The sequence below is a fragment of the Bradyrhizobium sp. BR 1433 genome, from assembly GCF_051547665.1.
Taxonomy (GTDB): domain Bacteria; phylum Pseudomonadota; class Alphaproteobacteria; order Rhizobiales; family Xanthobacteraceae; genus Bradyrhizobium; species Bradyrhizobium australafricanum.
In genome coordinates, this window is record NZ_JBPUGG010000001.1 from 7457694 (window position 1) to 7481225 (window position 23532).

General features: G+C 59.9%; 18 protein-coding genes and 4 pseudogenes. 10 read left to right on the forward strand and 12 right to left on the reverse strand.

Features of this window, described 5'->3' with window-relative positions; all coding sequences use genetic code 11:
- Nucleotides 1-172 precede the first annotated feature (172 nt).
- Nucleotides 173-274: pseudogene (locus ACSKB9_RS35990) on the reverse strand (IS5/IS1182 family transposase); the annotation flags it as partial.
- Between the two features lie 224 nt (nucleotides 275-498).
- Here ACSKB9_RS35990 and ACSKB9_RS35995 point away from each other — a divergent pair.
- Nucleotides 499-1158 carry a hypothetical protein gene (locus ACSKB9_RS35995; protein WP_438080668.1) on the forward strand — a complete coding sequence of 220 codons (660 nt, stop codon included), beginning with the start codon at nucleotides 499-501 and terminating at the stop codon, nucleotides 1156-1158.
- Nucleotides 1134-3365, forward strand: a complete 2232-nt coding sequence (locus ACSKB9_RS36000; protein ID WP_438079113.1) for a PAS domain S-box protein — start codon at nucleotides 1134-1136, stop codon at nucleotides 3363-3365. Before ACSKB9_RS35995 ends, ACSKB9_RS36000 begins: the two co-directional genes overlap by 25 nt.
- A 764-nt stretch (nucleotides 3366-4129) precedes the next feature.
- Here ACSKB9_RS36000 and ACSKB9_RS36005 read toward each other — a convergent pair.
- Nucleotides 4130-5395, reverse strand: a complete 1266-nt coding sequence (locus tag ACSKB9_RS36005; RefSeq protein ID WP_283090026.1) for a DUF1236 domain-containing protein — start codon at nucleotides 5393-5395, stop codon at nucleotides 4130-4132.
- Nucleotides 5396-5714: 319 nt separating this feature from the next.
- Here ACSKB9_RS36005 and ACSKB9_RS36010 point away from each other — a divergent pair, with 319 nt between their 5' ends.
- Nucleotides 5715-5948, forward strand: coding sequence for a DUF6894 family protein (locus ACSKB9_RS36010; RefSeq protein WP_411781362.1), 234 nt, complete (start codon nucleotides 5715-5717; stop codon nucleotides 5946-5948).
- Nucleotides 5949-6341: 393 nt separating this feature from the next.
- Here the strand turns inward: ACSKB9_RS36010 and ACSKB9_RS36015 are convergent, their stop codons facing one another.
- The 4 genes from ACSKB9_RS36015 to ACSKB9_RS36030 form a co-directional block, all read right to left on the reverse strand.
- A complete protein-coding gene (locus ACSKB9_RS36015) occupies nucleotides 6342-6956 on the reverse strand; it encodes a response regulator transcription factor (RefSeq protein WP_283090027.1) in 615 nt (204 codons plus the stop codon).
- On the reverse strand, nucleotides 6946-8661 hold the full coding sequence (locus tag ACSKB9_RS36020) for an ATP-binding protein (protein ID WP_438079116.1): 1716 nt from the start codon (nucleotides 8659-8661) through the stop codon (nucleotides 6946-6948). Before ACSKB9_RS36020 ends, ACSKB9_RS36015 begins: the two co-directional genes overlap by 11 nt.
- A gap of 37 nt (nucleotides 8662-8698) precedes the next feature.
- A complete protein-coding gene (locus ACSKB9_RS36025) occupies nucleotides 8699-8839 on the reverse strand; it encodes a hypothetical protein (protein WP_438079118.1) in 141 nt (46 codons plus the stop codon).
- A 1103-nt stretch (nucleotides 8840-9942) separates the two neighbouring features.
- Nucleotides 9943-10545, reverse strand: a complete 603-nt coding sequence (locus tag ACSKB9_RS36030; RefSeq protein ID WP_283090029.1) for a CarD family transcriptional regulator — start codon at nucleotides 10543-10545, stop codon at nucleotides 9943-9945.
- A 439-nt stretch (nucleotides 10546-10984) separates the two neighbouring features.
- Here ACSKB9_RS36030 and ACSKB9_RS36035 point away from each other — a divergent pair, with 439 nt between their 5' ends.
- Nucleotides 10985-11230 (forward strand): isochorismatase family protein, encoded by a 246-nt coding sequence (locus tag ACSKB9_RS36035; RefSeq protein ID WP_283090030.1) that lies wholly within the window; start codon nucleotides 10985-10987, stop codon nucleotides 11228-11230.
- A gap of 208 nt (nucleotides 11231-11438) precedes the next feature.
- Nucleotides 11439-12839, forward strand: a complete 1401-nt coding sequence (locus ACSKB9_RS36040) for a carbohydrate porin (RefSeq protein ID WP_438079121.1) — start codon at nucleotides 11439-11441, stop codon at nucleotides 12837-12839.
- Between the two features lie 89 nt (nucleotides 12840-12928).
- On the opposite strand, the gene ACSKB9_RS36045 is transcribed toward ACSKB9_RS36040, so the two are convergent.
- Together ACSKB9_RS36045 and ACSKB9_RS36050 are read right to left on the reverse strand one after the other, a co-directional pair.
- Entirely contained in the window at nucleotides 12929-13381 is a 453-nt protein-coding gene (locus ACSKB9_RS36045) for an inorganic diphosphatase (RefSeq protein ID WP_438079123.1), read from the reverse strand.
- A 73-nt stretch (nucleotides 13382-13454) separates the two neighbouring features.
- The gene (locus ACSKB9_RS36050; protein ID WP_411781355.1) at nucleotides 13455-13970 is read right to left on the reverse strand and encodes a YciE/YciF ferroxidase family protein; all 516 of its coding nucleotides are present in this window, start codon (nucleotides 13968-13970) and stop codon (nucleotides 13455-13457) included.
- Between the two features lie 161 nt (nucleotides 13971-14131).
- On the opposite strand from ACSKB9_RS36050, the pseudogene ACSKB9_RS36055 reads away from it, so the two are divergent.
- The 5 genes and pseudogenes from ACSKB9_RS36055 to ACSKB9_RS36075 all read left to right on the forward strand — a co-directional run.
- Nucleotides 14132-15621, forward strand: a pseudogene (locus ACSKB9_RS36055) (FAD-dependent oxidoreductase); the annotation flags it as partial.
- 166 nt (nucleotides 15622-15787) lie between these two features.
- Nucleotides 15788-17059, forward strand: coding sequence for a DUF892 family protein (locus tag ACSKB9_RS36060; protein WP_438079125.1), 1272 nt, complete (start codon nucleotides 15788-15790; stop codon nucleotides 17057-17059).
- Between the two features lie 536 nt (nucleotides 17060-17595).
- Nucleotides 17596-20119: pseudogene (locus ACSKB9_RS36065) on the forward strand (excinuclease ABC subunit A).
- A gap of 98 nt (nucleotides 20120-20217) precedes the next feature.
- On the forward strand, nucleotides 20218-20514 hold the full coding sequence (locus tag ACSKB9_RS36070) for a hypothetical protein (protein ID WP_438079127.1): 297 nt from the start codon (nucleotides 20218-20220) through the stop codon (nucleotides 20512-20514).
- Nucleotides 20515-20525: 11 nt separating this feature from the next.
- Nucleotides 20526-21383: an SDR family oxidoreductase gene (locus ACSKB9_RS36075; RefSeq protein ID WP_411781353.1), complete on the forward strand. Its 858-nt coding sequence runs from the start codon at nucleotides 20526-20528 to the stop codon at nucleotides 21381-21383.
- A gap of 13 nt (nucleotides 21384-21396) precedes the next feature.
- Here ACSKB9_RS36075 and ACSKB9_RS36080 read toward each other — a convergent pair whose 3' ends face one another.
- The 4 genes and pseudogenes from ACSKB9_RS36080 to ACSKB9_RS36095 all read right to left on the reverse strand — a co-directional run bounded on the left by ACSKB9_RS36080 (nucleotide 21397) and on the right by ACSKB9_RS36095 (nucleotide 23423).
- A complete protein-coding gene (locus ACSKB9_RS36080; RefSeq protein ID WP_283090039.1) occupies nucleotides 21397-21711 on the reverse strand; it encodes a hypothetical protein in 315 nt (104 codons plus the stop codon).
- A 121-nt stretch (nucleotides 21712-21832) separates the two neighbouring features.
- Nucleotides 21833-22243: pseudogene (locus ACSKB9_RS36085) on the reverse strand (hypothetical protein); the annotation flags it as partial.
- On the reverse strand, nucleotides 22141-23088 hold the full coding sequence (gene ligD / locus ACSKB9_RS36090; protein WP_283090040.1) for a non-homologous end-joining DNA ligase: 948 nt from the start codon (nucleotides 23086-23088) through the stop codon (nucleotides 22141-22143). The pseudogene ACSKB9_RS36085 and the gene ligD, both read right to left, overlap by 103 nt.
- Nucleotides 23085-23423 (reverse strand): hypothetical protein, encoded by a 339-nt coding sequence (locus tag ACSKB9_RS36095; protein ID WP_438079130.1) that lies wholly within the window; start codon nucleotides 23421-23423, stop codon nucleotides 23085-23087. The genes ligD and ACSKB9_RS36095 overlap by 4 nt, the downstream gene beginning before the upstream one ends.
- Between the last annotated feature and the right edge of the window lie 109 nt (nucleotides 23424-23532).

Consider the following 23532-nt stretch of genomic DNA (forward strand, 5'->3'; position numbering starts at 1 on the left):
ATTGGTTCGGCCGTGAGAGGTGGCCGGCTGTGCGACGATAAGCGATTTCCGCGAGCCGCCAAGTCGACTTCACCCCGGTCATCACAGAAGTCCGTTTTTGAGCCGGGCCATTGCTGCGCGGCTATGAACACGTTCTGGGGGGAGCAAGGTACGAGGAGGACCGAACACACAGCCGATTATTATGTGCCTCACCGGGCGTGAGCACGAGACGGACCGGTAGCCCGTCGGTGTCCGCGTGTATCTTCCCCGTGAGACCTCCTCGCGAGGGACCCATAATTGCGGGGACCAAGCCAACTTTTTGACGCTTGATTGCCCGGGCCAATCTATCGTACTTGAGGACAATAACGTCCGTTTCGCCTGCGCCCGCGAGAAGGCCCAGTGGGCAAGGACCTTCACCGAGGACGATCAGCTTGGCCGTCCAGCGGTGGCGAGATGGGCGCGCGCGATCGTACGTCAGGACAATGATGTCCTTTTCGCCAGCGCCCGCGAGAAGCCCAGGTGGGCAAGGACCTTCACCTAGGACGATCAGCTTGGCCATCCAACGGCGGCGAGATGGGCGCGCGCGTTCGCGCGTTCGATTGGGAGAAGACTTCGCTTGGGCCGATTGCCAGTTGGCCCCAGAGCCTCAAGACCACCATTGACCTCATGATGGCATCGCAACTCGCGATGAATCTGATCTGGGGTCCCGAGCGCATCCTAATCTACAATGAGGTCCATCGGGCGTTCATGGGGACGATGCATCCTCGTGCCTTCGGTCGACCGGGGCGCGAAGTCTGGGGCGAGGTATGGGAGGCGGCTGAAGCGGCGATCCACCGCCGTGTTTTCGCGGGCGAGACCGTTACGCTGGAAGACCATCCCTGGACGCTTCTGCGCGACGACGGTCCTGAGGAAGCGTTTTTCACGTCTTACTTTACGCCCATCCGCGACGAGACGGGCGCGGTCGTCGCCAATCTCGCCACTGCTTTCGAAACCACCAACGCCATAAAGGTAAAGGCGGCGCGAGACCAGGCCGAACGGGCCTTGCGCAAGAGCGAAGCCAGCCTGCGCGAGGTACTCGAAGGGATCGGCGAGGCCTTTTATGCGCTTGATCGGGATCAACGTTTTCTTTACGCAAGCCGCAAGGCACTCGAGATTTGGGACAGAAGCCCGACGATTTGATAGGCGTCCCGTTTCTCTCAGCGTTCCCGAACGCTGTCGGCGCGCTGGAATATGAGGCGCAGCGGCGCGCACTCGAGACTGGCACGGCCCAGCATTTCGAGAGCACCTCGCCTTTGATTGGGCATTGGTTCGAGGTCGACATCTATCCAGTCTCGACGGGCGTTTCTGTTGCGTTCCGAGACATCGATCGGCGTAAACAAGCAGAAGCGTTGCTGCTGGCCAGCGAAGCGCGGCTAAAGGCGGCAGTCGAACTGATCGGCTTATCGCCTTATTCTGGCGACCCTAGGACCGGCGCTCTCGACTGGGATGCACGCCTTAAGGCAATGTGGGGATTACCCGCTGACACCACCGTCGACGCGCCGATGGCTGTCGCGGCCATACACCGTGACGACCAGGTTCGGGTCGCAGCGGCGTGGGAGGCCTCACTCGACCCCGATAGCGATGGCGTTTTCGTGGCCGAGTACCGTGTGCAGGGAATCGAGGATGGCATAGAACGTTGGGTCTCTACCCACGCCCAAAATTTCTTTGAAGGCCGACAGCCGGTCGGATTCATCGGTGCCATACGCGAGATCACAGAGGAGAAGCATGCCGAAGCGCGTCTGCGCGAGAGCGAAGCACGGCTGAAGGCGGCCGTCGATCTCGCGCGGCTCGGCCGCTATGCTTGGAATCCGCAAACCAATGAGTTGCAATGGGATGACACGTTGCGGGCAATGTGGGGCCTGGCTGCAGGCACGCCTGTCGATTACGAGGTGTGGAGGGCCGGCGTTCATCCAGACGATCTTGCACGTGTCGAGGCTGCGGTCCAGCGGTCCGTCGACCCGCGGGGCGATGGGGTCTACGATATCGAGTACCGGGTCATCGGAAATACGGACGGCGTGGAACGCTGGATCGCGACGCGCGGGCGGACCAATTTCGAGAACGAAACGCCAGTTGCGTTTTTCGGTATCGCCTTGGAGGTCACCGAGCGCAAACGTATTGAAGAAAGGCTCGAGCGCCGCATTGAAGACCGGAGGCGCGAACTGGAGGAGGCCAACCGGCAGCTCCGCTCTCAAATGGAGAAACGTAAGTTTGCCGAAACCGAAGTCCAGCAGTTGCAGCGGCTCGATGCGATCGGGCAGATCACGTCAGGAGTGGCGCACGATTTCAACAACCTACTCACAGTCGTGCTGACCAATGCGCGTCTGCTCGCTCGTACAATGGAACGCCCTGACGATCGGGAAGGCATCGAACTCATCCGGACCGCTGCTGACCGGGGCAGGAAGCTCGTTGCGCAACTCCTCGCCTTTTCGCGGAAACAGCAACTTGCACCCCTCGAGGTTGATCTAAACAGAAAGATCGCCGGAATCGGCGATCTGCTCGGCGCCACCTTGGGCGGGACGGTGCAACTCAAAACAATATTTGCTCCGGATCTCTGGCCCGCTCTGGTCGATCCAAACCAAATCGAGATGATCGTTCTCAATCTCGCCATCAACGCCAGGGACGCGATGCAGCCGGGCGACACGCTCACTATCGAGACGTTCAACACCGTCATCGAAAGCGAGTCCTTTCGGCCGGAAGAGCCGTTGCCGGGAGACTACGTGGTTCTCGCCGTCAATGATACCGGCACTGGTATCCCAGATGATGTCCTGCTGCATGTGTTCGAGCCTTTCTACACGACGAAAGAACCAGGAAAGGGCTCGGGCCTCGGATTGGCGCAAGTCTTCGGTTTTGCCAAACAGTCCGGTGGTGGCGTGCGTATTGAGACTCGCCTCGGTCAGGGCACTGCGGTGAAGGTTTTCTTGCCGCGCGCGGGGGTCGACAATGCTGATCACCATGCGGACACCGTTGATGCGAGCAAGCCTCTGCAGACCACCAAGAGATTTCGTGTTCTGGTCGCAGATGACGAAAAGGCTGTCCTGAAGTCCATGGTTAGGATGCTCGATCTTCTCGGATATGCAACGGTGTCGGCGGAGAGCGGCGGCGAAGCGCTTCGCATGCTCGCAAGTAATCAGGAAATAGATCTCGTTCTCGCGGATCTCGCCATGCCGGAAATGAGCGGCGGCGAGCTTGCGAAAGCGATCCGTGCGATGCGGCCAACTTTGCCAGTCATCCTTATCACCGGCTATGGCGATCGCGCCGCCCTGAATGAGTTGAACGACTTGCGAATTATTTTGAAGCCGTTCACGGAAGACGAACTAGTTAACGCGATCAGCGCCGCACTAGAATAGGCGAGCTTCCGATGTCGTTAATGGCCCGTCGTATCATTCGCTGCGATGCGGAATTTGATCGCTACGGGGGCATAGCGGACTTTCGCGAGCCGTCAGTCGGCCCATTTAGGTGTGCCGGATGAAAGCTTTTCACGTGAGTTTAATTGAGATGCGAGGCCGATCGGGATTCTTGTCGAGCAACGACAAAAATGCGCGTCTTCCTTTGAGGAAAGATGCTCTCCCTATTGATTCTCGAACGCGGACAGCCACGCGAGCGGCACTCACCATCCTTGTAGGCAATTCCGCGCTTTTGGGTTGCCCTGTCGGCACTGAGCTGGGCCGGTAATTGCAATCAGCACTTGGCTGATCTAGGTTCGCTTCAGGCCTCTTTCTTTGGTGCGCGTTCATCACCCTCAGAGATGCCACCGAGTACGTCGGCAAGCTGCCCGAGGCGAAACTTACCCTGCCGGACGGGCAAGCCGCCATGGAAGCGCTGATCCTGGTGGCGGAGAGCGGCGGCCCGGTGATGCTGGCGCGGATCGGCGTCATGCGGCATTGAACCGCAACCAAGTCCGCGAATTCAATCCGACGCGAAAGGATGCGCACCGGGGCCGGCACAAGCTCAAGAGGAATCAGCGATCGCCGTTTTCGTCTATGTCCACATCAGGAAGCCGGTCGGCGAGGTTAACCACCAGGGTGTCTGCAAACCGGGTTGCCGCGGAAACGTGCAGCTCCTCACCCCGACCCTCTCCCCGTAAGAACGGGAAGAGGGAGAACAGCCAGCCTCAGTCGATCACCTGGACGATCTTCTGCTGCTGCGGGTCAACCAGCACCACCTCGTCGCCGATGGCGAGATAGCGGTAGTTGGCGAGCTCCGGATGGTTGCGCGCCAGTTCTTCCGGCACCGGCTGCAGCGACAGACAGTTCGACGCGGAGGTTCCGCCGCCGGCCGAAGGCGAGGTCGAGCCGACCGTCGTCGAAGAGCTCCGCACCAATTCTCTGAACCGTCTGCGCATGTCATCGCTGATGACGACATGATCGCGGCTGTAAGCGGCTGCCCTGCCGTAACCCGGCCCGTCGTCGAGAATATCGACAACCTCGCGCCGCCGCGGATCGATAATGGCAACGCGGTTGTCGATCACCGTGTACTCATAGTCCCGGTATTGCGGCATAATCCGCACGATATCGGGCGGCAACCGGCGCGCCTGCACGCCCCGCGGCAACCGCGTGCCGACATTGACCTGAACATTGAGCTTTTGGCTGGTGGCAGTCCTGTCGCGCCGCAACTGATCGACGACTTGCCGGCGCTGATCGTCGTTGAGTGCGGCCGAGGAAGTCTGGCCGTTCGATTGGTCCGGCTCTTGGCCAGTCTTCTGGGTCTGTGTGTTGTCTGCCGGCCGCGCGTTCTGCTGCGAGGACGTGTAGGGCCGGGCCGCCTGATCGCGTTGCTCCTTGCGATCGCGATCGATCTGCTGCTGGGTCTGCTGCTGCTTCGTATCGGCCGGCCTGGTGGCGTCCTGCGCGCGGTCCTGCTTGGCCTGACCCTCGCGGCCCCGCAGCTTTTCCTCAGCCTGTTGCTTCTGATCGGCAGCCGGCTTGGCATCGCGGCCCTGCTGCAGTTCCTTCTGCTGCGCTGTGCTCGAGGGAGCGCGCTCGCCACGGCTGGGCTGATCCTGGCTCTGCCGGGTCGGTTCCTTGGACTCGCGGCCCTGCGACTTCTGCGCCTCCTTACTGCGCTCGTCCGGCGATGGGACCTCACGGCGCTGCATATCCTTGGTGCCACCCTTCGGCTCGGACTGCGCGCGCTCCTTGATGCGATCGGCCGCGCCGTCGCGATCCATCTCCTTCGACTGGGCGGCTGGACGGTCCATTTCCCTAGACTGAGACGCTGGTGACTGGGCGCGGGGGCTCTCCTCGCGCTTCTGCGAACCTTCCGGCGATTGCGCAATGGCGGGACCGGCGCCAATCACCAACGCCATCGCCGTCGTGTAAAGCCAATTAATCCTCATGGGAGAATCTCCTGTTGGTTCCCCCCGTCTCGGGTTCGGCAAACTAGGTTGCCGCGTTTGGTTCCACCATGACGACGGTCAACCGGGCCGAGGCGATCCGCGCAGCGGGAGGACCAAATCCCAGGCAAGTGGCTGGTAGCCCGCTGGCGGGCGGTGCAGCCTTTTCTTGACGCCTGGAAGAAGGTAGCTGCAAACAAAGATTTGGAATTTTAGGCGGCCGGTCAGCGAGGCGCCGAATTGTTGAAGCGTGATGGGCGCGGCTTTCGGAAACTCTGACGGAACTTAGGGCTGATTTGCGGTTTATGACAGCCAGAATAATCTTGTTGATCGGAACGAAAGCTAGCCCTCCTCATTCCTTGGTATGACCCGATTTTACTTCCATCGACACCTGAACGGGCAGGCGGTAATAGATCAAAAGGGTGTAGTGCTTGACGACGCCGGCGCAGCATGCAGTTACGCTGTGCGTCGCATGCCAGGTGCGCTTAGTCGAGCTCTTGGCCAGCAACAACCTGATGTTCACGCGGCGACAGAAATTTCCAACGGCACAAGAACCCTCTATATTATCAGGGGGAAAATCGTCGTGGAGAAAAAGTAGATTGTCGTCTGTCCATTAGCCTCGATGCAATATCACCGATCCGCCGCGTTTCTACGCGCTGATCCCGCCACATTTTGGGTGGCGCGGTCGACGTGTCGCGTTCATTTGCCTTGATAGTACGTCGCGGTGGTGCTCCGAGTGATCGCGCTCGCCTCTTCGACACCTCGACGAACGATGCATCACCCATCTGTTTAGCCTGCCTGCTACATCAACGGCCTGTTACAAGACGTTTGACGACGGCTGAGATCGGCAAGATCCCGCAAGCCATTACGACTTAGCGAGACGTTCGTGCTAGCGAGGCTAAGATCTTAGCACAGCGATGATTTCCGGCACGAAGCAAAGAGGCGCGGCTTCCTCCTGTCGAACAATGCCATTGGACAGAGTTACTGCGGATCAGCCAGGCCTAAGCCTCGCCACGACGCCGAGCCGGATGGCTTCTGAGAGCTGGCGTACTTCAAGCCGATCCATCATGCGCGCGCGATGTACCTCAACGGTACGGACGCTGAGGCCGAGCTCGTATGCAATCAACTTGTTGGGACGACCGGCCATCAGCCCGTCAAGAACGTCCCGCTCGCGTGGGCTGAGGCTTGCCACCCGCCGGACTGCGTCGGCGCCCTCAAGATCGCCCGTGATCTGGGACTCCTTAGTGAATGTCGCCTCGATTGCCCCAAGCAACGCATGATCGCTGTACGGCTTTTCTAGGAAATCGCTGGCACCCGCCCTCATCGCCCGGACTGCCGTTTGGATGTCGCCCTGGGCGGTGACGATAATGACCGACAGGTCGCTCCGCATCCGGGTCAATTGTGCCTGGACTTCCAGCCCGTTCGTGTCTGGCAGACGCACGTCAAGCAGCACGCATGCCGGTTTGAACCCCATGGCGGCTGCCAAGAACTGATCCGCTCTTTCGAAGGTAACCGGCTCGAAATTGGCGGAACTCAATAGACGTTCCAGCGAACGAAGCACGGCTTCGTCGTCGTCGAGAACGTAGACGGTTCGCTCAATTGGCATCGCCTAGACCTTCGGACGGAATGGTGAAGCGGAAGCTGGTGCCGCCGCCCGCCTTTGACTCTGCCGTCAACTGTCCGCCATGCGTCTCGATAATCCAGCGTGAAATTGGCAGGCCAAGTCCCATCCCATTGTGCTTGCTTGAAACGAACGGCTCGAAGAGCCGGCAGGCTATATTTTCGCTGATTCCAGGGCCGATGTCAGCGACTGTGACCTCGACCATCCTATCGTCTACTACTCTTGTCGCCAGAGTAATTTCGCGCTGTTCCTGATCTGCCATCGCTTCAAGCGCATTGCGAATGAGATTTACTAGGACCTGTTGGATTTGGACCCGACTTACAAATGCGTGCGTGGCTCTAGCGTCTAGTTCAAACTTGAGATTTGCCCCGGGCGAAGCAGCACTGCCCAACGCGAGCTCGCTGGCTTCCTCAATGATCAAAGACAATGCTTCGATTCGTCGTTCCTTCTCCTCTGGTCTGACGAACTGGCGGTGCCGCCGGAGGATTTCGCTTGCTCGGAGCGCCTCGGCAGCTGCTTCGCTCGCAACGCCCTGCGCTATCGCGAGGCTGGCGCGGTCCGTGCGATTCAGAAGCCGTTTTGTCGCATTCATCGAGTTGATGATTGCCGTGAGCGGCTGTGAGATTTCGTGGGCAATCGACGCAGCCATGTGGCCAGCTGCCGTGAAGCGCGCCATACGAAACATTTCGTCGCGCAATGTCCGGAAGCGGCGATCGGATTGCTCACGTTCGAATTGTTCCGCCATGAGCTTTTTGTGTGCCGCGGCCAGTTCGATTGTTCGCTGCTCCACGCGTCGTTCGAGAGTTTCGTTGAGGTGGCGCGATTCTGCCTCGGCATGAGTCTCCAAGCTTAGATCGCGGCTAACGGTTGCGACGTTCATCGGTTGCCCGGTTCGCGGATCGTCGATCCTGAAGCAATCCACAAGGAAAGGAATCGGAAGTCCGGACCCGAAGTGCACAAGATCGAGTTCTCCTTTCCATTGACCTGTACGCAGCACCAAGGGCCAAATCGTTTTCCGGACGACCTGCCGGTTTTCGCGTGATACGAAGTCGAGTACGCGAAGTCGCAATGCATCGTCGGGCGTGGCAAGACCCACCGATTGTAGGCCAGCCGGGTTGACGTATTGAATATGACCGCTCAATGAGGCAATGCCTATAAAGTCAGTCGATCGCTGCGCCAACATGGTGAATCGTCTCTTGTCGGCATCGCCCAACCAGTGCTGGAACGCGATCGCCGCCTGATTAGCCCCGATAGTGAGCAGCAATCGTTCCGCTTTGGTTGGAAACGCGGCGCGAAAGGAGCCGGCAGCAAGCACAGCATACTCGCTTAGCCCGATTGGTGCGGTTGCGACCTGCAGGTTGCGGCCGCTGGATCCGTTGGCGACGATAAACCCCTGATCGTCGCCAAATGTCGCTCTTTCGCGCTTCAGCACGGCCCGTACATGATCCACACTTGCAGGATCCAAGTCAGGATCACAGCGGAGCAGCTCCGTGAGGTGAGTGTCATGATTCTGCGGGATAATGAGGACAAAGTCAGCGCGGAGCATCGTGAATAGCGCGCCGGCGATGCTGTCGCACATCCGCCGCAAATCATAGTTTCGCCACGCCTTCGGAAGCATCGAAAGGGCGACAACGTCGCGCATACAACGCCGCAACTCATCAGGATCTGCAAGGGGATCGGTCCACGGCATTGCGCTGGCCTCGCAGCGACCCGGATGAATTTGATACCTATTCTGCGAGGCCGGCAACTTCCGGGCAGCCCTCATGGCGGGTATCCTCGTCTGTGTATTCCAGAATGATGATGCTGTCTGTTCCCGAAAACGCAGCGGGGTTCGATACGTCGAGAATAATCAGTGGTGGCTTGGTCATTCCGACGGTGACCCGTCAGGCCTTTGGCGATGGTCTACGGTAGGCCCCCTGACCAATCTTGCATTTAGCTAGGTTAAAGGGCGGCCAGGGCGCGGCGTTACTCCTTCCGCTCGACCATCCGGTTCACGACCTTGCCAGATTGCTCTAGAAGGCGAGCGCTTTCGGCGAGCACGCGATAGCTATCTGCAAGCGTGCTAAGTTGTTGCCGCGAATGTCGATCAGGGGCAGCGTCGGCAGCCAACGCTTAGTGACGTTCCAGCCGCGAATACTCTTTGGACGGCTTCCTGCTCGCGTTAATGACGGGAGCGCGCGACCGTTCCGGCTCACCGGATCGATTTCAACAACGCCTCAATAGACCTCATGCCGTATCTAAGTTCCTCTCGAGGGAACGGCTCTTCTTCTTGCGGCCCATGACGATGTCAGGCGGCGGCAGTGGGTCAGTTTGATTGTGGCAGGGTTCCTCACTGGTATGTTGACTGTCGAGGGCACACACGCGCGGCGTCAGCTTAACTTGGCCCGCGTGGCATAGCGGCCGATTTGATTGCAGAAGGTACCGAAGGTTTTCCGGGTGTGGGGAAAGGCGGTAACGCTCCACTGACTCGAACCCGCCGCGACGCTTCATCCCTTGGTTCGTTCGGGCGGCTCGAATTTGGTATCACGCCGGGGGCGATCCCCTCCGCTCGGCTCGCTCTGGCACTTGCTACCCCGGATCGGCTCGCGGAGGCCGTGTCCGTCGATATGATGGGCTACTGGCGGCCGACGCGTCACCAAGGCGCGTATTCTGGAGGCAGTCTGCGAAGGCGTGAGCGAGGAAGCGGCCAGCTTGGCGGACAGGAAGAAGGTCGACATGGCAGAAGCTGCCAAGCAGTCGCTAGCCGCGACCGACTGGCTGCGTTCCTTGCTGAGGACGGTTAAGCCGCAAGATCTGGTCGATGCATCCAGCGATTCCCAGGGTGGAGGCATCTTCTCGCAAGCGGCCGAATCGAGATTCGCGCCGGGGCCACGCGAAAGTGGCCCGGCACATTGCGGAAATTTTGGCCTCGCGCCTGACCGCGCGCGGCCGTTTTCGATGGAAGCAAAGCCGCGACTGTCCGAAGGCCCGACTAGGCGCTGCGCCTGGCCTCGGCTGTCATCAGGCTTTCCAGCTCTTTCCCGGCTTCTTCTTCGGTCATGCCGCTTACAAGAGCAACTTCTTCGGACAAGCGATCAACCGCCGCCGTGTAGAGTCGCCGTTCGGCGTAGCTCTGGTCTGGGCTGTTAGCGCGTCGGTGGAGGTCGCGCATCACTTCAGCAATGGCGACAATATCACCCGAATTGATCTTGATTTCGTACTGTTGAGCAAGTCGAGGCCAATTGCCCCGTCCCTTATGAGGTGGTTGACCCAGGATTCGTCGTATGTGCTGGATGGAGCCCGGATCGGATAGGTGACGCATACCGGTGTTTGTCGCTTTGCTCGTTGGAACGCGTAGCGTCATCTTGCTCTTTGCGAAGTAGATGACAAAGAACTCGAGACGAACGCCGGCCACCGTCTGCTCTTCGAGCGCAACGATTTGTCCGACACCGTGTGCAGGGTAAACGATCGAGTCAGTTGCTTTGAATCCAAAGCGCGTTTCACTGCACTGGCCTTCATTCGCTGGATCGGCAGAAGTCGTAGCTGAATGCGTGGGGACTGAATGGTTAGTCCTGGATCGATTGTCAAAATTCATTTCGTAACTAGCTCCAATAACATCTCGAATTGGCTTGCCGCCAGTTCTGGCGCTGATCAATGAACTTATTAGAAACAAACTGGCGGGGCTCAAAGATAGTCGCCCCAATTATTCCTCACCAATAAGCTGGGAGCGCGAGCGCCGCCACGATAATGACGCCGCCAATGTCCATTCCGTTCGATGACGTGGCTTCTTGGCAACGTGTTCACAGCCTACGAATCCAGCAGTTGCCATGCTTGCAGGCAAGTGTCTGACAAACCTGGCGTGCGAATGGGAGACACAGTGAACTTTCACTGCCACACGAATCGAAGATCGTCGGGAATAAATTGCGAACATATGAGGCCAATGCACCGGCATGCGCGCGCGTGCGCTGTCAGGAATTGTCTGCTGTACCGCAACGGTCTTTACGCGAGGATGTGGCTGAGGTTGGACGTCTCGTTTGTGTGATGTCTTTGTCACGATGGCGGGTGACCCGGGCTCGCTTTTCGATCTGGCGCGCGGGAATGGGAGGCTGCATTCCTTCCTGAATGAGCGTCAGGTAGACACGCTGATCGTTGCCGGCGGTGAGACGGACGTCTTTGCGTTGGCAACCGCGTTGGCTACGGTTGATCGTGGCTATCGCGTGATGCTGGAATGGCTCTGCAGCTGCTCCGATGAAAGCCGTGCCGCGCTGCTCAATCTCTAGACCAGGACGCCTCAGCTCGAAGATCGAGGTGGCTCCGTTGCGTTGGTCGGTCGATGACCGCCCACCCGATTCCGACGGGAACTTTTCGTTTCGTCGTTAACCTAGGTTAGGTGATTCACGGCAATATCGCTCCGCAGCTCAGTGGACTTGAATTCAAAGCGACCACATGGCTCGATACGCTTGCATCCCGCCGCTCAGGATCGAAACTGTGAGACGTACCAGGAGGCGCCTTGGAGAACTACTTCTCGCCGCCACGTTGCTTGCGGCGGGGACAGCGGCCGCCCAGGAGGACAAGAAGACCGACGAGGATAAGCCGTCCGACCCCGACACGGGCGAAAGCACCGTGGAGGAAAAGACGCTTGGTCTTCTCCCTAATCCTTTGCAAAAGTACGGCGTCAAGTTTGCAGCCACCTATATCGGCGAAACGTTGGGCAATCCATCCGGCGGATTGAAACAGGGGTCTGTCTATGAAGGGCGCCTGAACCTTGCCGTTGATCTGGACCTGCAAAAGCTCGCCGGTCTCGACCAACTAACATTCCATGCCAACATGTTCCAGATCCATGGCGGCGGCCTGTCGCGCGGCAGTTTGCAGAATTATTTCGTGGTCAGCGGCATCGAGGCGTTGCCATCCACCCGTCTCTATGAGGCCTATTTCGAAAAGCGGTGGGACAACAAGAAAGTCTCGCTAAAAGTCGGACAACTCGCGGCCGACAGCGAGTTCTTCAACACGAAATACACCGACGTGTTGACAAACGCCTCGATGGGTTGGCCAGCGATCACCTCGCTGGATCTGCCGAGCGGCGGTCCATCGCCGCCATTGGCCGCGATGGGAGCCCGTCTTCTCGTCAACTTCACCGACCAGTTGTCTGTTCTTGGCGGCATCTTCGATGGCGACCAGGCTGGACCTGGCCCCGGTGATCCGCAAGAGCGCAACCGATATGGCCTCAACTTTCGCGTCAACGATCCACCCCTCCTGCTCGGTCAGATCCAGTATGCGTGGAACAACAGAAAGGGCGATCCAAATCTTGCCGGCCAAATCAAATTCGGCGGCTGGCGACATTTTGGGTCTTTCGCCGATCAGAGATTGGCATCCAATGGTGTCTCGCTTGCCTCCCCAACCAGCACCGGCGAACCCTTTCTCCTGTCCGGCGATATCGGCGGCTGGATGGTGTTTGAGCAGAAGATCTATCGTGTACCGAAAAGCGATGATCGCGGCATCGGCATTTTTGCGCGCGTCTCGGGTGCACCAGCAGACCGTAATCTGATCGATCGCTACGCCGACGCCGGCATCGAATTCATCGGGCTCGACGATCACCGTCCCGACGACAAGTTCGGGATCGCGGCCGGCTATGCGCATGTGTCGAAACGCGCACAGGCGCTCGATGTGGATTACCGCACATTGGTCGATCCTGTCTGGCCGGTGCGGAGTTTCGAGGGGCTTTTTACAGCCGCGTATCAATATCAGATCAAGGACGGCTGGACGTTGCAGCCCAGTCTTCAATACATCATCCACCCTGGCGGAGGTGCCACCAGCCCTTCCAGCGCGATGCCCGGCAAGGTTCTTCACAATGCAACGGTGCTTGGCTTGCGAACGACCCTGAAGTTCTAGTCCGCCCCCCTCTGTAAGGACCGTGGGTTAACGGGCGAGCCGTTTGATGGTTTTGGTCGCCCGGTTCGGCCCGTGCCAGCCGAGAAATTTCAGGTCCTTGTTCTCCAGCGCGTTCGTCGCCGAAAAAACTGCTCAAGATCATCGCGCGCACGGGAACGGAGATTACGGATGTCCTTGAGATCCGTCTCGAGCGGCGACCGGTCAGGTACTGCAAAAATGCGGTCGTTTCGCTCGGTCTTGCGCTTTCTCTTCTGCTCGACTTCGAGAATGCCGATGGGACGGCAGCGCAGCACGACCCCCGGATAAGTCTGCGCATCATGCAGGATCAGCACATCCAGGGGGTCTCCATTCTCGGCTTTGGTCGAGGGAATAAAACCCCAATCGTAAGGATAGGTCAGACCCGCCATCAGCGGCTTTGCCAGGGAAAAAACGCCAAGCTTGGGGTCGAAATCGAGCTTGCAGGTACTGCCGCGCGGCGTCTCGACCACGGCAAAGATATTGCCGTCGTCGGCCCAGCTCGGCAGTTTGGTTAGATTGGTCATGGTGCCGTCGATCGATTGGGCCTCGAAAGGAGCAAGCGGTCCGACAGAAAATTGATCCGTCAGGCCCGCCGGATCAGGCGACGGTCGAGGCCTTTTTGTTGACGCCCTTGCGCAGCGCAACTGTGTTGAGCTTGGTGTTAGCCACCTTCTCCTCGTTGAGGTTCGTCGTCAGAAAACGCACGATATCGTCGCGGCCGAGCTGTTCCGCCCAAGCGATCAGCGTGCCGTAGCGGCAGATCTCGTAATGTTCGACGGCCTGAGCGTTGGCGACGATCGCCGCATCGAGCACCGTCTTGTCCTCGATCTCGCCGGCGGTCTCATCGGCTTCCTTGATGATACCGTCGATAGCCGGACATTGCGTGCCGCTTGGCGATTGGCCGAGTTTCTCGAAGACCTTCTCGAGACGCTCGATTTGCTTATTGGTCTCCTCGAGATGGTTCTTGAGTCCTGTTGCCAGATCACGGTTGGTCGCTTTGTCGATCATTTTCGGCAAGGCCTTGGTGATCTGCTGCTCCGCGTAATAAATGTCCTGCAAACTATGCAGCAGCAGGTCATCCATCGTCTTGATGTCTTTCGTGAATATTCCCATGGCGTCCCTCCTCGAATTCAATGCGATGGAACGGCGGCAGCAGAGCTTTGTTCCTGGCTGTCGCTGCTTCCGGCCGCGCGATCACTGCGGCGAAGGGCTACCCACGCTTGCAGGAACCCGCGTAAGTAGGCGGTATTTTGTCTCTTTGCATGGAGTCCAGGATGGTCAGTAGCTCGCTCTGGATGGAGACCGAGGTCCGGCCCGGGGCGCCCACGCTCAAGGGCGAGGTGCAGTGCGATGTGGCCGTCGTCGGCTCCGGTATTGCCGGGGTCTCGACGGCCTATGAACTGATGAAGCGCGGTCAATCTGTCATTGTCATTGACCGTAAAGGTATCGCAAGTGGTATGACAGCGCGCACGTCGGTGCACTTAGCGCCGCTTTGCGACGATCTGATGAGCGAGTTCAGAAAACTGCGCGGTGCTGAGAACGCGAAGCTTTTCTACGAAAGTCAGGCCGCCGCCGTCGACCGCATCGAGCAGATCCAGAAGAGAGAAGATCGCTTACGACTTTCGTCGCCTGGACGGCTATCTGTTCCAGGGCAACGGCATGCCGGCCGACATCTTCGATGAGGAACTGGACGCGGTGCGCGAGGTTGGCGCGCCCGTCCATCGGCTGGTTGGCGTCCCGCTCAAAGGCTGCAAGCACCGGCCTGTGCTCCGGTATCCGCGCCAGGCTAAATTCCATCCTCTCAAATATCTCGCGGGTCTTGCCGCCGTTTGCGAGGCCGGCGGCGTGCGCTTCTTTGCCAATAGTCCAGTCGAAGACGTCCGGAGCGGGACGGCGGCATTACGCTGCGAACCGCCCAAGGACAGATCACTGCCGGACACGCCGTGATCGCGACCAACGCATCTATCGCCGATCGCTTTCAACTCCATACCAAAGTCGCTCCTTACCGTACCTACGTGCTCGCTTTTGCCGTCGCGCGGGGTGAACTTGCCGACGCGCTTTATTGGGATACGGAAGATCCTTACCATTATGTGCGGCTGCAAACGGGCGCCGGCGATCATGACTGTGTTCTTGTCGGCGGCGAAGACCATAAGAGCGGCGAGGCCAATGACGCCGAGCAGCGCTTTGCACGGCTGGAAAGCTGGGCACGCGAATTGATCCCGGCCCTTGGCCGTATCACCCATCGTTGGTCGGGCCAAGTTCTCGATACGATCGATTATGCCGGCTTTATCGGCTGCGAGCCCGGTAGCGGGCGCATCTACCTCGCGATGGGCGATTCAGGCCAGGGTCTGACCCATGGAGGGATGGGTGCGATGCTAAACGCGTCCCTCATTATGGGCGAAGATCATCCGTGGAAGCCGGTCTATACGCCGATCGCAAATCGCTCGCGGCGGCCAGGAATTTCTTGCGCGAGAATATGACGATTCTGCAGAACCTCGCCGAGTATGTGGCGCCCGGCGAAATCGCTTCGCTCGAAGAGCTTGGGCGGGGCGAGGGTGCCATCCTGCGTCAAGGTCTCGAAAAGATTGCTGCTTACAAGGACATGGGTGGCGAGCTGCATCTTCACTCGGCCAGTTGCACCCATATTGGCTGTCATCTGCACTGGAACAGTTTTGAGAGTTGCTGCGACTGCCCGTGCCATGGCTCGATCTTTGCGCCAAACGGGCAGCCCATCAATGCGCCGGCCGTGTCCGCCTTGGACCCGTGGAGGCCTAAAAATCTGCCGAGCGAGGGCGTGAGGCCGGTCTGCAGCGAGAGGATATGCTTTTGCAACGTCTCTTGGTGTGGGACTTTCGTCACTGGACAGCGATAGGAACAACCACAGCGCCTGTCCGTTCGGGATTAGATCTTCCTGCAGCCCGAGGCCTCCGATGTATCACCATGTCAAGAAGCTTATGTTCACGGTCCGTGTCGATGAGCCGGACCCCCGCTTTGGCAATATGCTTCTTGAACAATTTGGTGGCGCCAACGGCGAGCTCGCGGCCGCCATGCAATATTCGATACAGGGCCTCAATTGCGAAGACCCCGATCGCAAGGACCTTCTGATGGATATCGGCACCGAGGAGCTGAGCCATCTGGAGGTCGTCGGTACACTGGCGCGCATGCATCTCAAGCCAGCAAAATTCGACCGCCAGGCGGCGGAGGCCGATCCGCTGATCGTGATCGCGGGTGGGGGTGGGGTGAACCTCTTCAACTCGCAAGGTAACGCCTGGACCGCCGATTATCTGAAGATCACCGGGGAACTTGACGTTGATCTGCGCAGCAATATCGCCGCCGAGGCGCGGGCCAAGATCGTTTACGAACGTCTCATCAACTTCTGCGACGACGCCGGCACCAAGGATGCGCTGCAATTCCTGATGACCCGCGAAATCACCCACATGAAGGCTTTTTCGCTCGCGCTCGAAAGCATGAGCAAGCCGGCCTTCAGCATCGGCCGTCTCGCGCCTACGCCCGGCCTTGTCGATCAGTTCTTCAACGACTCCACGGGCACGGGCGATCACGGCGAGATCGATACGCGCGGGGCCTGGAACGAGGGCGGGGAATGGGTTTTCACGGAATCGCCAGCCATCCAGGCCGGCGAACCCGGGCCCGCGTCAGCTATCGTCACCGAAAGCTCATCGCCGGTTGACGAGGCCAGCCTTGGCGATCTGCTGGTCGACGAACTCCGCGATATCTTGCACGCCGAGAAGCAATTGACGAAGGCGCTTCCCAAGATGGCGGAAGCGGCGCGTTTCGATCAATTGCGCGAGCTGTTCGAACAGCATCTCGGCGAGACCGAAACGCAGATCGAGCGGATAAACGAATGCTTTGAGTTGCTCGGCAAGCCCGGCCGCGCCAAGCCTTGCAAGGGAATGACAGGCCTTGTCGAAGAAGGTCAAGAAATCATGGACGAGGGTGAGAAAAAGGAAGATGCCGCGGCTGACCTTGCTCTGATCGGCGCGGCCCAGCGCGTCGAGCATTACGAGATTGCTGGCTACACGACCGCGCGCAACCTTGCTCAGCAGCTTCGCCATAGCGCCATTGTTAGCCTGTTGTCGAAATCACTCGCGGAAGAGGAAAACGCTGACCAGTTGCTCAACCAGGTCGCCCGATCGTTGATGTCAGTCGCGAAGATGCCGGCCGCCGTTGAACAGACCGAATAGTGGACCAAAGGCGGCACTGCTGCGTTAACTGCCGCAAGCGCTGCTAGCGTCAGTCGCCAGCGCTTGCTGTTCAGCTGGAGGCGCTGAGATGTCGGCAATCCTTCCTGTCCATGACGAAGAGGACGTGTATTTCGTTGAAGACGACCATGGCAAAATATCACTGGCCACCTTCTTTGTCGGTCTTCCCGCGAGCAAGCGCGCATCGTCGGCTTCGAGCTGGGCTGGTTTTAGTAGTTCCAGATGCAAACGTGCGAGGTCTCGGAGTGCATGCCGCGTCGCGCGTTTTCCGTGTCGACGACTTTGCAGCACTATCAGACGCTACAAGCGTATTCCTTCGTGGTTCCTTGACGCACCCTGGCGATCCGGCCGGCCGCAATGGTCCGGGATGTTCCCCGACCGGAAGGACAATGAGAGCCATTCGGTTTGTAAATTCTCCTGTTGGTATCGCCATCACGCGGGTATGACGCCGAGGGAGAGGTGCAGTGCAGTTGGTGTCCCTCGGGAACCACGCGATGCGGCCGGGCTTTTACCTCCCTATGGACGGGAAAGCCGAAACAAGTGAAGAACTGACTTCCGAGACGGCCGACGCTTTCGTCCGCGTCCGCGGAGCGCGGGAGCATAACCTCCGGAACGTTTCGCTCGACATCCCGCGCAATAAGCTCGTGGTCTTCACAGGGGTGTCCGGATCCGGCAAGTCCTCCCTAGCGTTCGGGACGCTATACGCAGAGGCTCAACGCCGTTACCTCGAATCCGTCTCACCTTACGCACGTCGCCTATTCCATCAGATGCAGGTGCCCGACGTCGACACGATCGAGGGATTGCCGCCGGCGGTAGCCCTTCAGCAGCAGCGCGGTTCTCCGACGACCAGGTCGTCGGTCGGAAGCGTCACTACCCTGTCCAACCTCCTGCGCATGCTGTATTCGCGGGCTGGAAGATACCCGCGCGGGCAGCCCTTGCTTTACGCGGAGTCCTTCTCGCCTAACACGCCGGAAGGCGCCTGTCCGAACTGCCACGGCATCGGGCGAGTTCATCAGGTCATCGAACGAAGTCTGGTACCCGACGACACTCTGACGATCCGCCAGCGCGCCATCGCGGCCTGGCCTTCCGCCTGGCAGGGCCAGAACCTTCGGGACATTCTTGTCACCTTGGGGTACGACGTCGACAGGCCGTGGCGCGAGCTTACGAAGAAGGATCGTGACTGGATTTCTTTACGGACGAGCAGCCGACCGTACCTGTGTATGCGGGGTACACCGCAGCCGAAACGCGAAAAGCCCTGAAGCGCAAGGAGGAGCCAAGCTATATGGGCACCTTCACCGGCGCTCGCCGATACGTACTCCAGACATATGCCACTACGCAGAGCGCAATGATGAAGCGGCGTGTAGCGGAGTTTCTGTCGAGCGACGATTGCCCGGTCTGCGACGGGAAGCGGCTAAAGCCGCAAGCACTTTCGGTCAAATTCGCGGGAATGGACATCGCCGAGATGTCTCGCCTGCCGTTGGGAAAGCTCGACGAGCTCATCAAACCATACATCGACGGAAGCAAACGGGACGAAACCGACGGTCATTCAGAAAAGGTGCTTGTCGTTCAGAGAATCGTCGAGGATCTCGTCGAGCGTCTCGAAGTTCTGCTTGATCTCGGCCTCGGCTATCTGACCTTGGAGCGCAACACGCCGACGTTATCGCCGGGCGAACTGCAGCGCTTGCGGCTCGCGACGCAAGTCCGATCGAACCTGTTCGGGTCGTCTACGTGCTGGACGAACCCTCTGCGGGCTTGCATCCGGCGGACACCGAAGCGCTCCTGCGGGCGCTCGGACGCCTGAAGGCATCGGGAAACTCGCTTTTTGTCGTTGAGCACGAATTGGACGTGGTGCGCGAGGCCGACTGGATCGTCGACGTCGGACCCGCTGCGGGAGACCGGGGCGGTCGAATCCTCTACAGCGGGTGCCTTGCCGGTTTGGCAGAAGTGGAGGCTTCCCAAACACGCCGCTATCTGTTCGAAGACGCCGCAAAACCGCAACGCAAAGTCCGTCGGCCGAGCGGCTGGCTGAAGCTGCGGAACGTGACGCGGAATAACCTGAACTGTCTCAATGCCGATCTTCCTCTCGGCGTCCTTACCTGCGTGACTGGCGTCTCGGGCTCGGGCAAGTCCACTCTCATCAGCCAGTTTCTCGTCGAGGCGATCGCGGAGACGCTGGGTCAGCGCCGCGAGACCGATCCGGAAGAAGTTGAATTGCAGGAGACGGTGAGAACGCTGAGTGGGGAGATCACGGAAGGGTTGGACCACGTCAAGCGGCTCGTCGTGGTCGATCAGAAGCCGATCGGGCGGACCCCGAGGTCCAATTTGGCGACCTACACCGGCTTGCTCGATCACGTGCGAAAGCTTTTCGCCGGGACGAAGCAGGCGCGTGCCAGGCGCTACGACGCGGGCAGATTTTCCTTTAACGTGGCCAAGGGCCGTTGCGAAACCTGCGAAGGCGAAGGCTACGTGTGCGTGGAGCTGCTGTTCCTTCCGAGCGTCTATGCTCCGTGTCCGACCTGCAGGGGCGCTCGCTATAACGCGAAGACGCTCGAGATCAAGATACGGCACAAGTCGATCGCCGACGTGCTGGCGATGACCGTCGACGCGGCTTTTGAGTTCTTTGGAGACGATGACGTTCTTTCTCGCTCTCTGGGCGTTCTGCGCGAGGTTGGGCTTGGTTACATTAGGCTCGGTCAGTCGGCCACCGAACTTTCAGGAGGAGAGGCGCAACGCGTCAAACTTGCCACCGAGCTCCAACGCGCTCATCGGGGCGGTACATTATACGTGCTCGACGAGCCGACAACTGGACTGCATCCCTCCGACGTCGCAAAGCTCGGTAGTCAGCTGCAAGGCCTCGTCGAGGCGGGAAACACCGTCGTTCTGATCGAGCATGATATGTCGGTTGCAGCGGAGAGCGACTGGATCGTAGACGTCGGCCCTGGCGCCGGAAACAGAGGAGGCCGCATCGTGGCGTGCGGACCGCCGGATCGAGTTGCTGCCTCCGGGAGCCGGACAGCAGAATATTTGAAGCGGGCCCTCTGACTTATTGGCGGAACTTCACTGCGACGGGGGCCTAGCTCCGTAGGAACAGCGGTGCGCCCGATTGGTTGTTTGCCATCGTACGCCGGAAAAAGACACGCATGGAACGCACTCCGATCGCCGAATTCGATACCCGCCGCGCGGCGGAGCTCGCGGTTGAGCACGTGGTGCAGGAATGCGGCGTCCAGAGGACCTACGTGTTCGTACAGCCGGCGGGCGCCGACAACACGTCAGGCGATCGACCGGCCGGTGTTGTCGTGAAGACAGCGCCGAGGCGGAGCAGGGCGGGAAGCTCGAAGGCCCGATCGAAGTGTCCGTCGAACTTCCATGGCGACGATCCGAAGCGCGTCGCGGACGCGCTGACATCCGCAGGCGCTAAGGCCGTCCAGACGAAGTGAAGGCGAGGACTATGCCCGATTATCCCAAGCCGCCATTCCCAAGCCAGCGACAGCCCATGCCGGGCTCGACCAAGAAGATGGATCCGCGTCCGGATCACGGTGAGACCAGCTACAAGGGCGCGGGACGGCTTCAAGGTAGGCGTGCCATCATTACCGGCGGCGACAGTGGCATCGGGCGCGCGGTCGCCATCGCGTTCGCCCGCGAGGGCGCAGATATCCTGATCGCCTACCTCGACGAGAGCGACGACGCGAAGGAGGTTGTGGCGCTGATCGAGAAGGAAGGGCGCAGAGCCATCCGTGTCGAGGGCGACCTCCGCTCGGCCGATCATTGCCGCGCCGTCGTCAGCCGCGCCGTTCGGGAACTTGGCGGCGTCGACATTCTCGTCAACAACGCCGCGCATCAGGCGACCTTCGCTGACATCGGCGAGATCAGCGACGATGAATGGCGCATGACCTTCGAGGTGAACATCCATGCGATGTTTTACCTCGCCAAGGCCGCGGTCCCACACATGAAGCCCGGAGCCGCAATCATCAATACGGCATCGGTGAATTCCGACATGCCGAACCCGATCCTGCTTGCCTACGCGACGACGAAGGGCGCGATCCAGAACTTTACCGGCGGCCTCGCCCAGATGTTGGCGGACAGGGGCATTCGGGTGAATGCCGTGGCGCCCGGTCCGATTTGGACCCCGCTCATTCCTTCTACGATGCCAGAGGACGCCGTAAAGAACTTTGGCAAGCAGGTGCCGCTGAAGCGGGCTGGCCAGCCGGCGGAGCTCGCCACAGCCTACGTGATGCTCGCCGATCCTCTGTCCAGCTATACGTCGGGCACGACCGTCGCGGTGACCGGGGGCAAGCCCTTCATCTGAGATATGGCCGGCATCAAGCATCCCGGCGCAGCGCTTCACGATGGCCGAGGTGCGCCTGTCTTCTATCTGCAGCGTCCATTGCTTTGCTGGACTTGCCGATGAAGTCGAAGCCTAGTACGCCTCGCCCGATCCTCACGTGCCTCCGCCGCATCGTCGTCAGCTCGCAGGACTTGTTCTTCTCCGCGTATTCTGCGTTGCCGACACAAATGCGCGTCTTCTCGAGCAGGCTCACGATTGTCGCCAATACCTTCTGGCGGGGGAGGCCGTCCAGTTTCATGTCCGACGCAACGCGAGCGCGCAAGGCCCGCGGGGTGTTCGCAAACTGCATAACATGCTCGTATGGGCTCTGCTCGCGGAGCTCGCGCCATTTCGGATGGTACCGGTATTGCTTGCGTTTGGCGCGCGTCGAGACCGGTCGCCTGTATGTGGCCGTTGGAAGTGGAACGGATCCAGACGAATTCGTACGCTGGAGGGATGCCGATGGACTTGATGCGGCGGAACAGCCTTGTCAGTGACGCGCATGCCGTCCTTGTCGTAGTAGGAGAACGACGTGTCGGTGCGCTTGCGGCGGTAGCCCGGCGTCGCGTCGCTAGCGTAGGCCGTCCGACGAAGGCCGTCCGGTCCAGAATCTCACGGTCCTTGCCTTCCGCAACGTTCTTCGCGTCCTTGCCGGATAGCGCAACGATCAAAGTCCTCGATAGGAGAAGGTTGGATTCGCATTTGGTTCCGCGCTGCGGACCGCGGCGGCCTTCGGCAGCTATCTTCTTGCCCGCGGCCGTTCGCGCACGACGTCGTTCGCCATCTTGTCGGCGCGAAGCCCGAGATAGACCGGCTGGCGGAGCTCGCCTTTGCTCGTCCACTCCGCGAACTTCACCTCGGCGACCAAGGACGGCCGGACCCAAGTCGTGACGGCCTCGTTCTTCACCTTGGCGGGAAAGGGCGATTTGGCGGCTTTCAGCTTCACGAGCTTGCCATGGAGCTCCTCGAGCATCTGGTGGTTGAAGCCGGTGCCGACGTGTCCGATGTACCTCCACGCTCCGTCCTCCTGCACCGCAAGAACGAGCGCGCCGAAGTACGGCCGCGTGCGGCGCGGCGCCGTAAAGCCTGCGATCACGACCTCCTGCCGCTGCGCAGTCTTTACCTTCAGCCAGTCTGCCGTACGGCTGCCGGACACATAAGGGCTGTCGGCGCGCTTGGCCATGATGCCTTCGAGGTGTCTGCGCTCGGCTTCGGCGAAAAACTTCTTTCCGCTGCCTTTCCGGTGTTTGCTGAACGCGATCAGCTTGTGGCGTGGCAGGATGGTCTTGAGCCGCTTCTTGCGTTCGATCAATGGCAGTTCGCGCAGGTCTTCGCCGTCCGCGAACATAAGGTCGAATGCGCAGTACAACAGCTTGGCTTCGTGGCGCAGCGCATTCTGCAGCAGTTGGAAATGCGAGACGCCGTCGTGGCCGATGGCGACGAGTTCTCCATCGATGACCGCGTCGCGCCTCACGCCTTCGAGCGCTTTCGCGACCTCGATGTAGGAGTGGCTGATGATCTTGCCGTTGCGGCTGTAAAGCGCGACCTTGCCGCGGCGGATATCCGAGACCATCCGGAAGCCGTCATACTTGTCCTCGAACACCCAGCCGGGATCGTCAAAGGGCGCCTCGGTCAAACTGGCCAGCATCGGCTGTAGGCGCTTTGGCAGTGTCGACTTGCGGCTCATCTCCGGGGATACCGTCGGTCGGAGAACGGCTCGGTGTGCCAAGGCCGTGGGGAGGGCGCGGAAGAACCTCGGTCAGGGCGAAGTCCGATACAATGCTTGAGGACCCGCCACAAGCGGGCCCGGACCCGGACGGAGATGAATCCTTCCCACAGCCTTGCGAACCAGGAAATGCTCAAGAGCTTCGGCTTCACGATGACAAACAGCCTCTCGACGATCAGGAGGCTGAAGGCGTAGCAGGCTGCAATCATCGCCGTGCCGGTGATCCAGTGACCCTTGCCCGCCAGCGCCACGGCAGCAAGCTTCAGCGGCTCGACCGTCGCGATCGGAAGCGCCAAGAGCAGCAGCGAAGGGTTAGGGTCCAAGACCTTCGATCGACCGTCGCAGGCTCATGCGCGGACGTCTCCTTGCCGAGCTAACTGCGACGACGTCCGGACGTTCCGGACG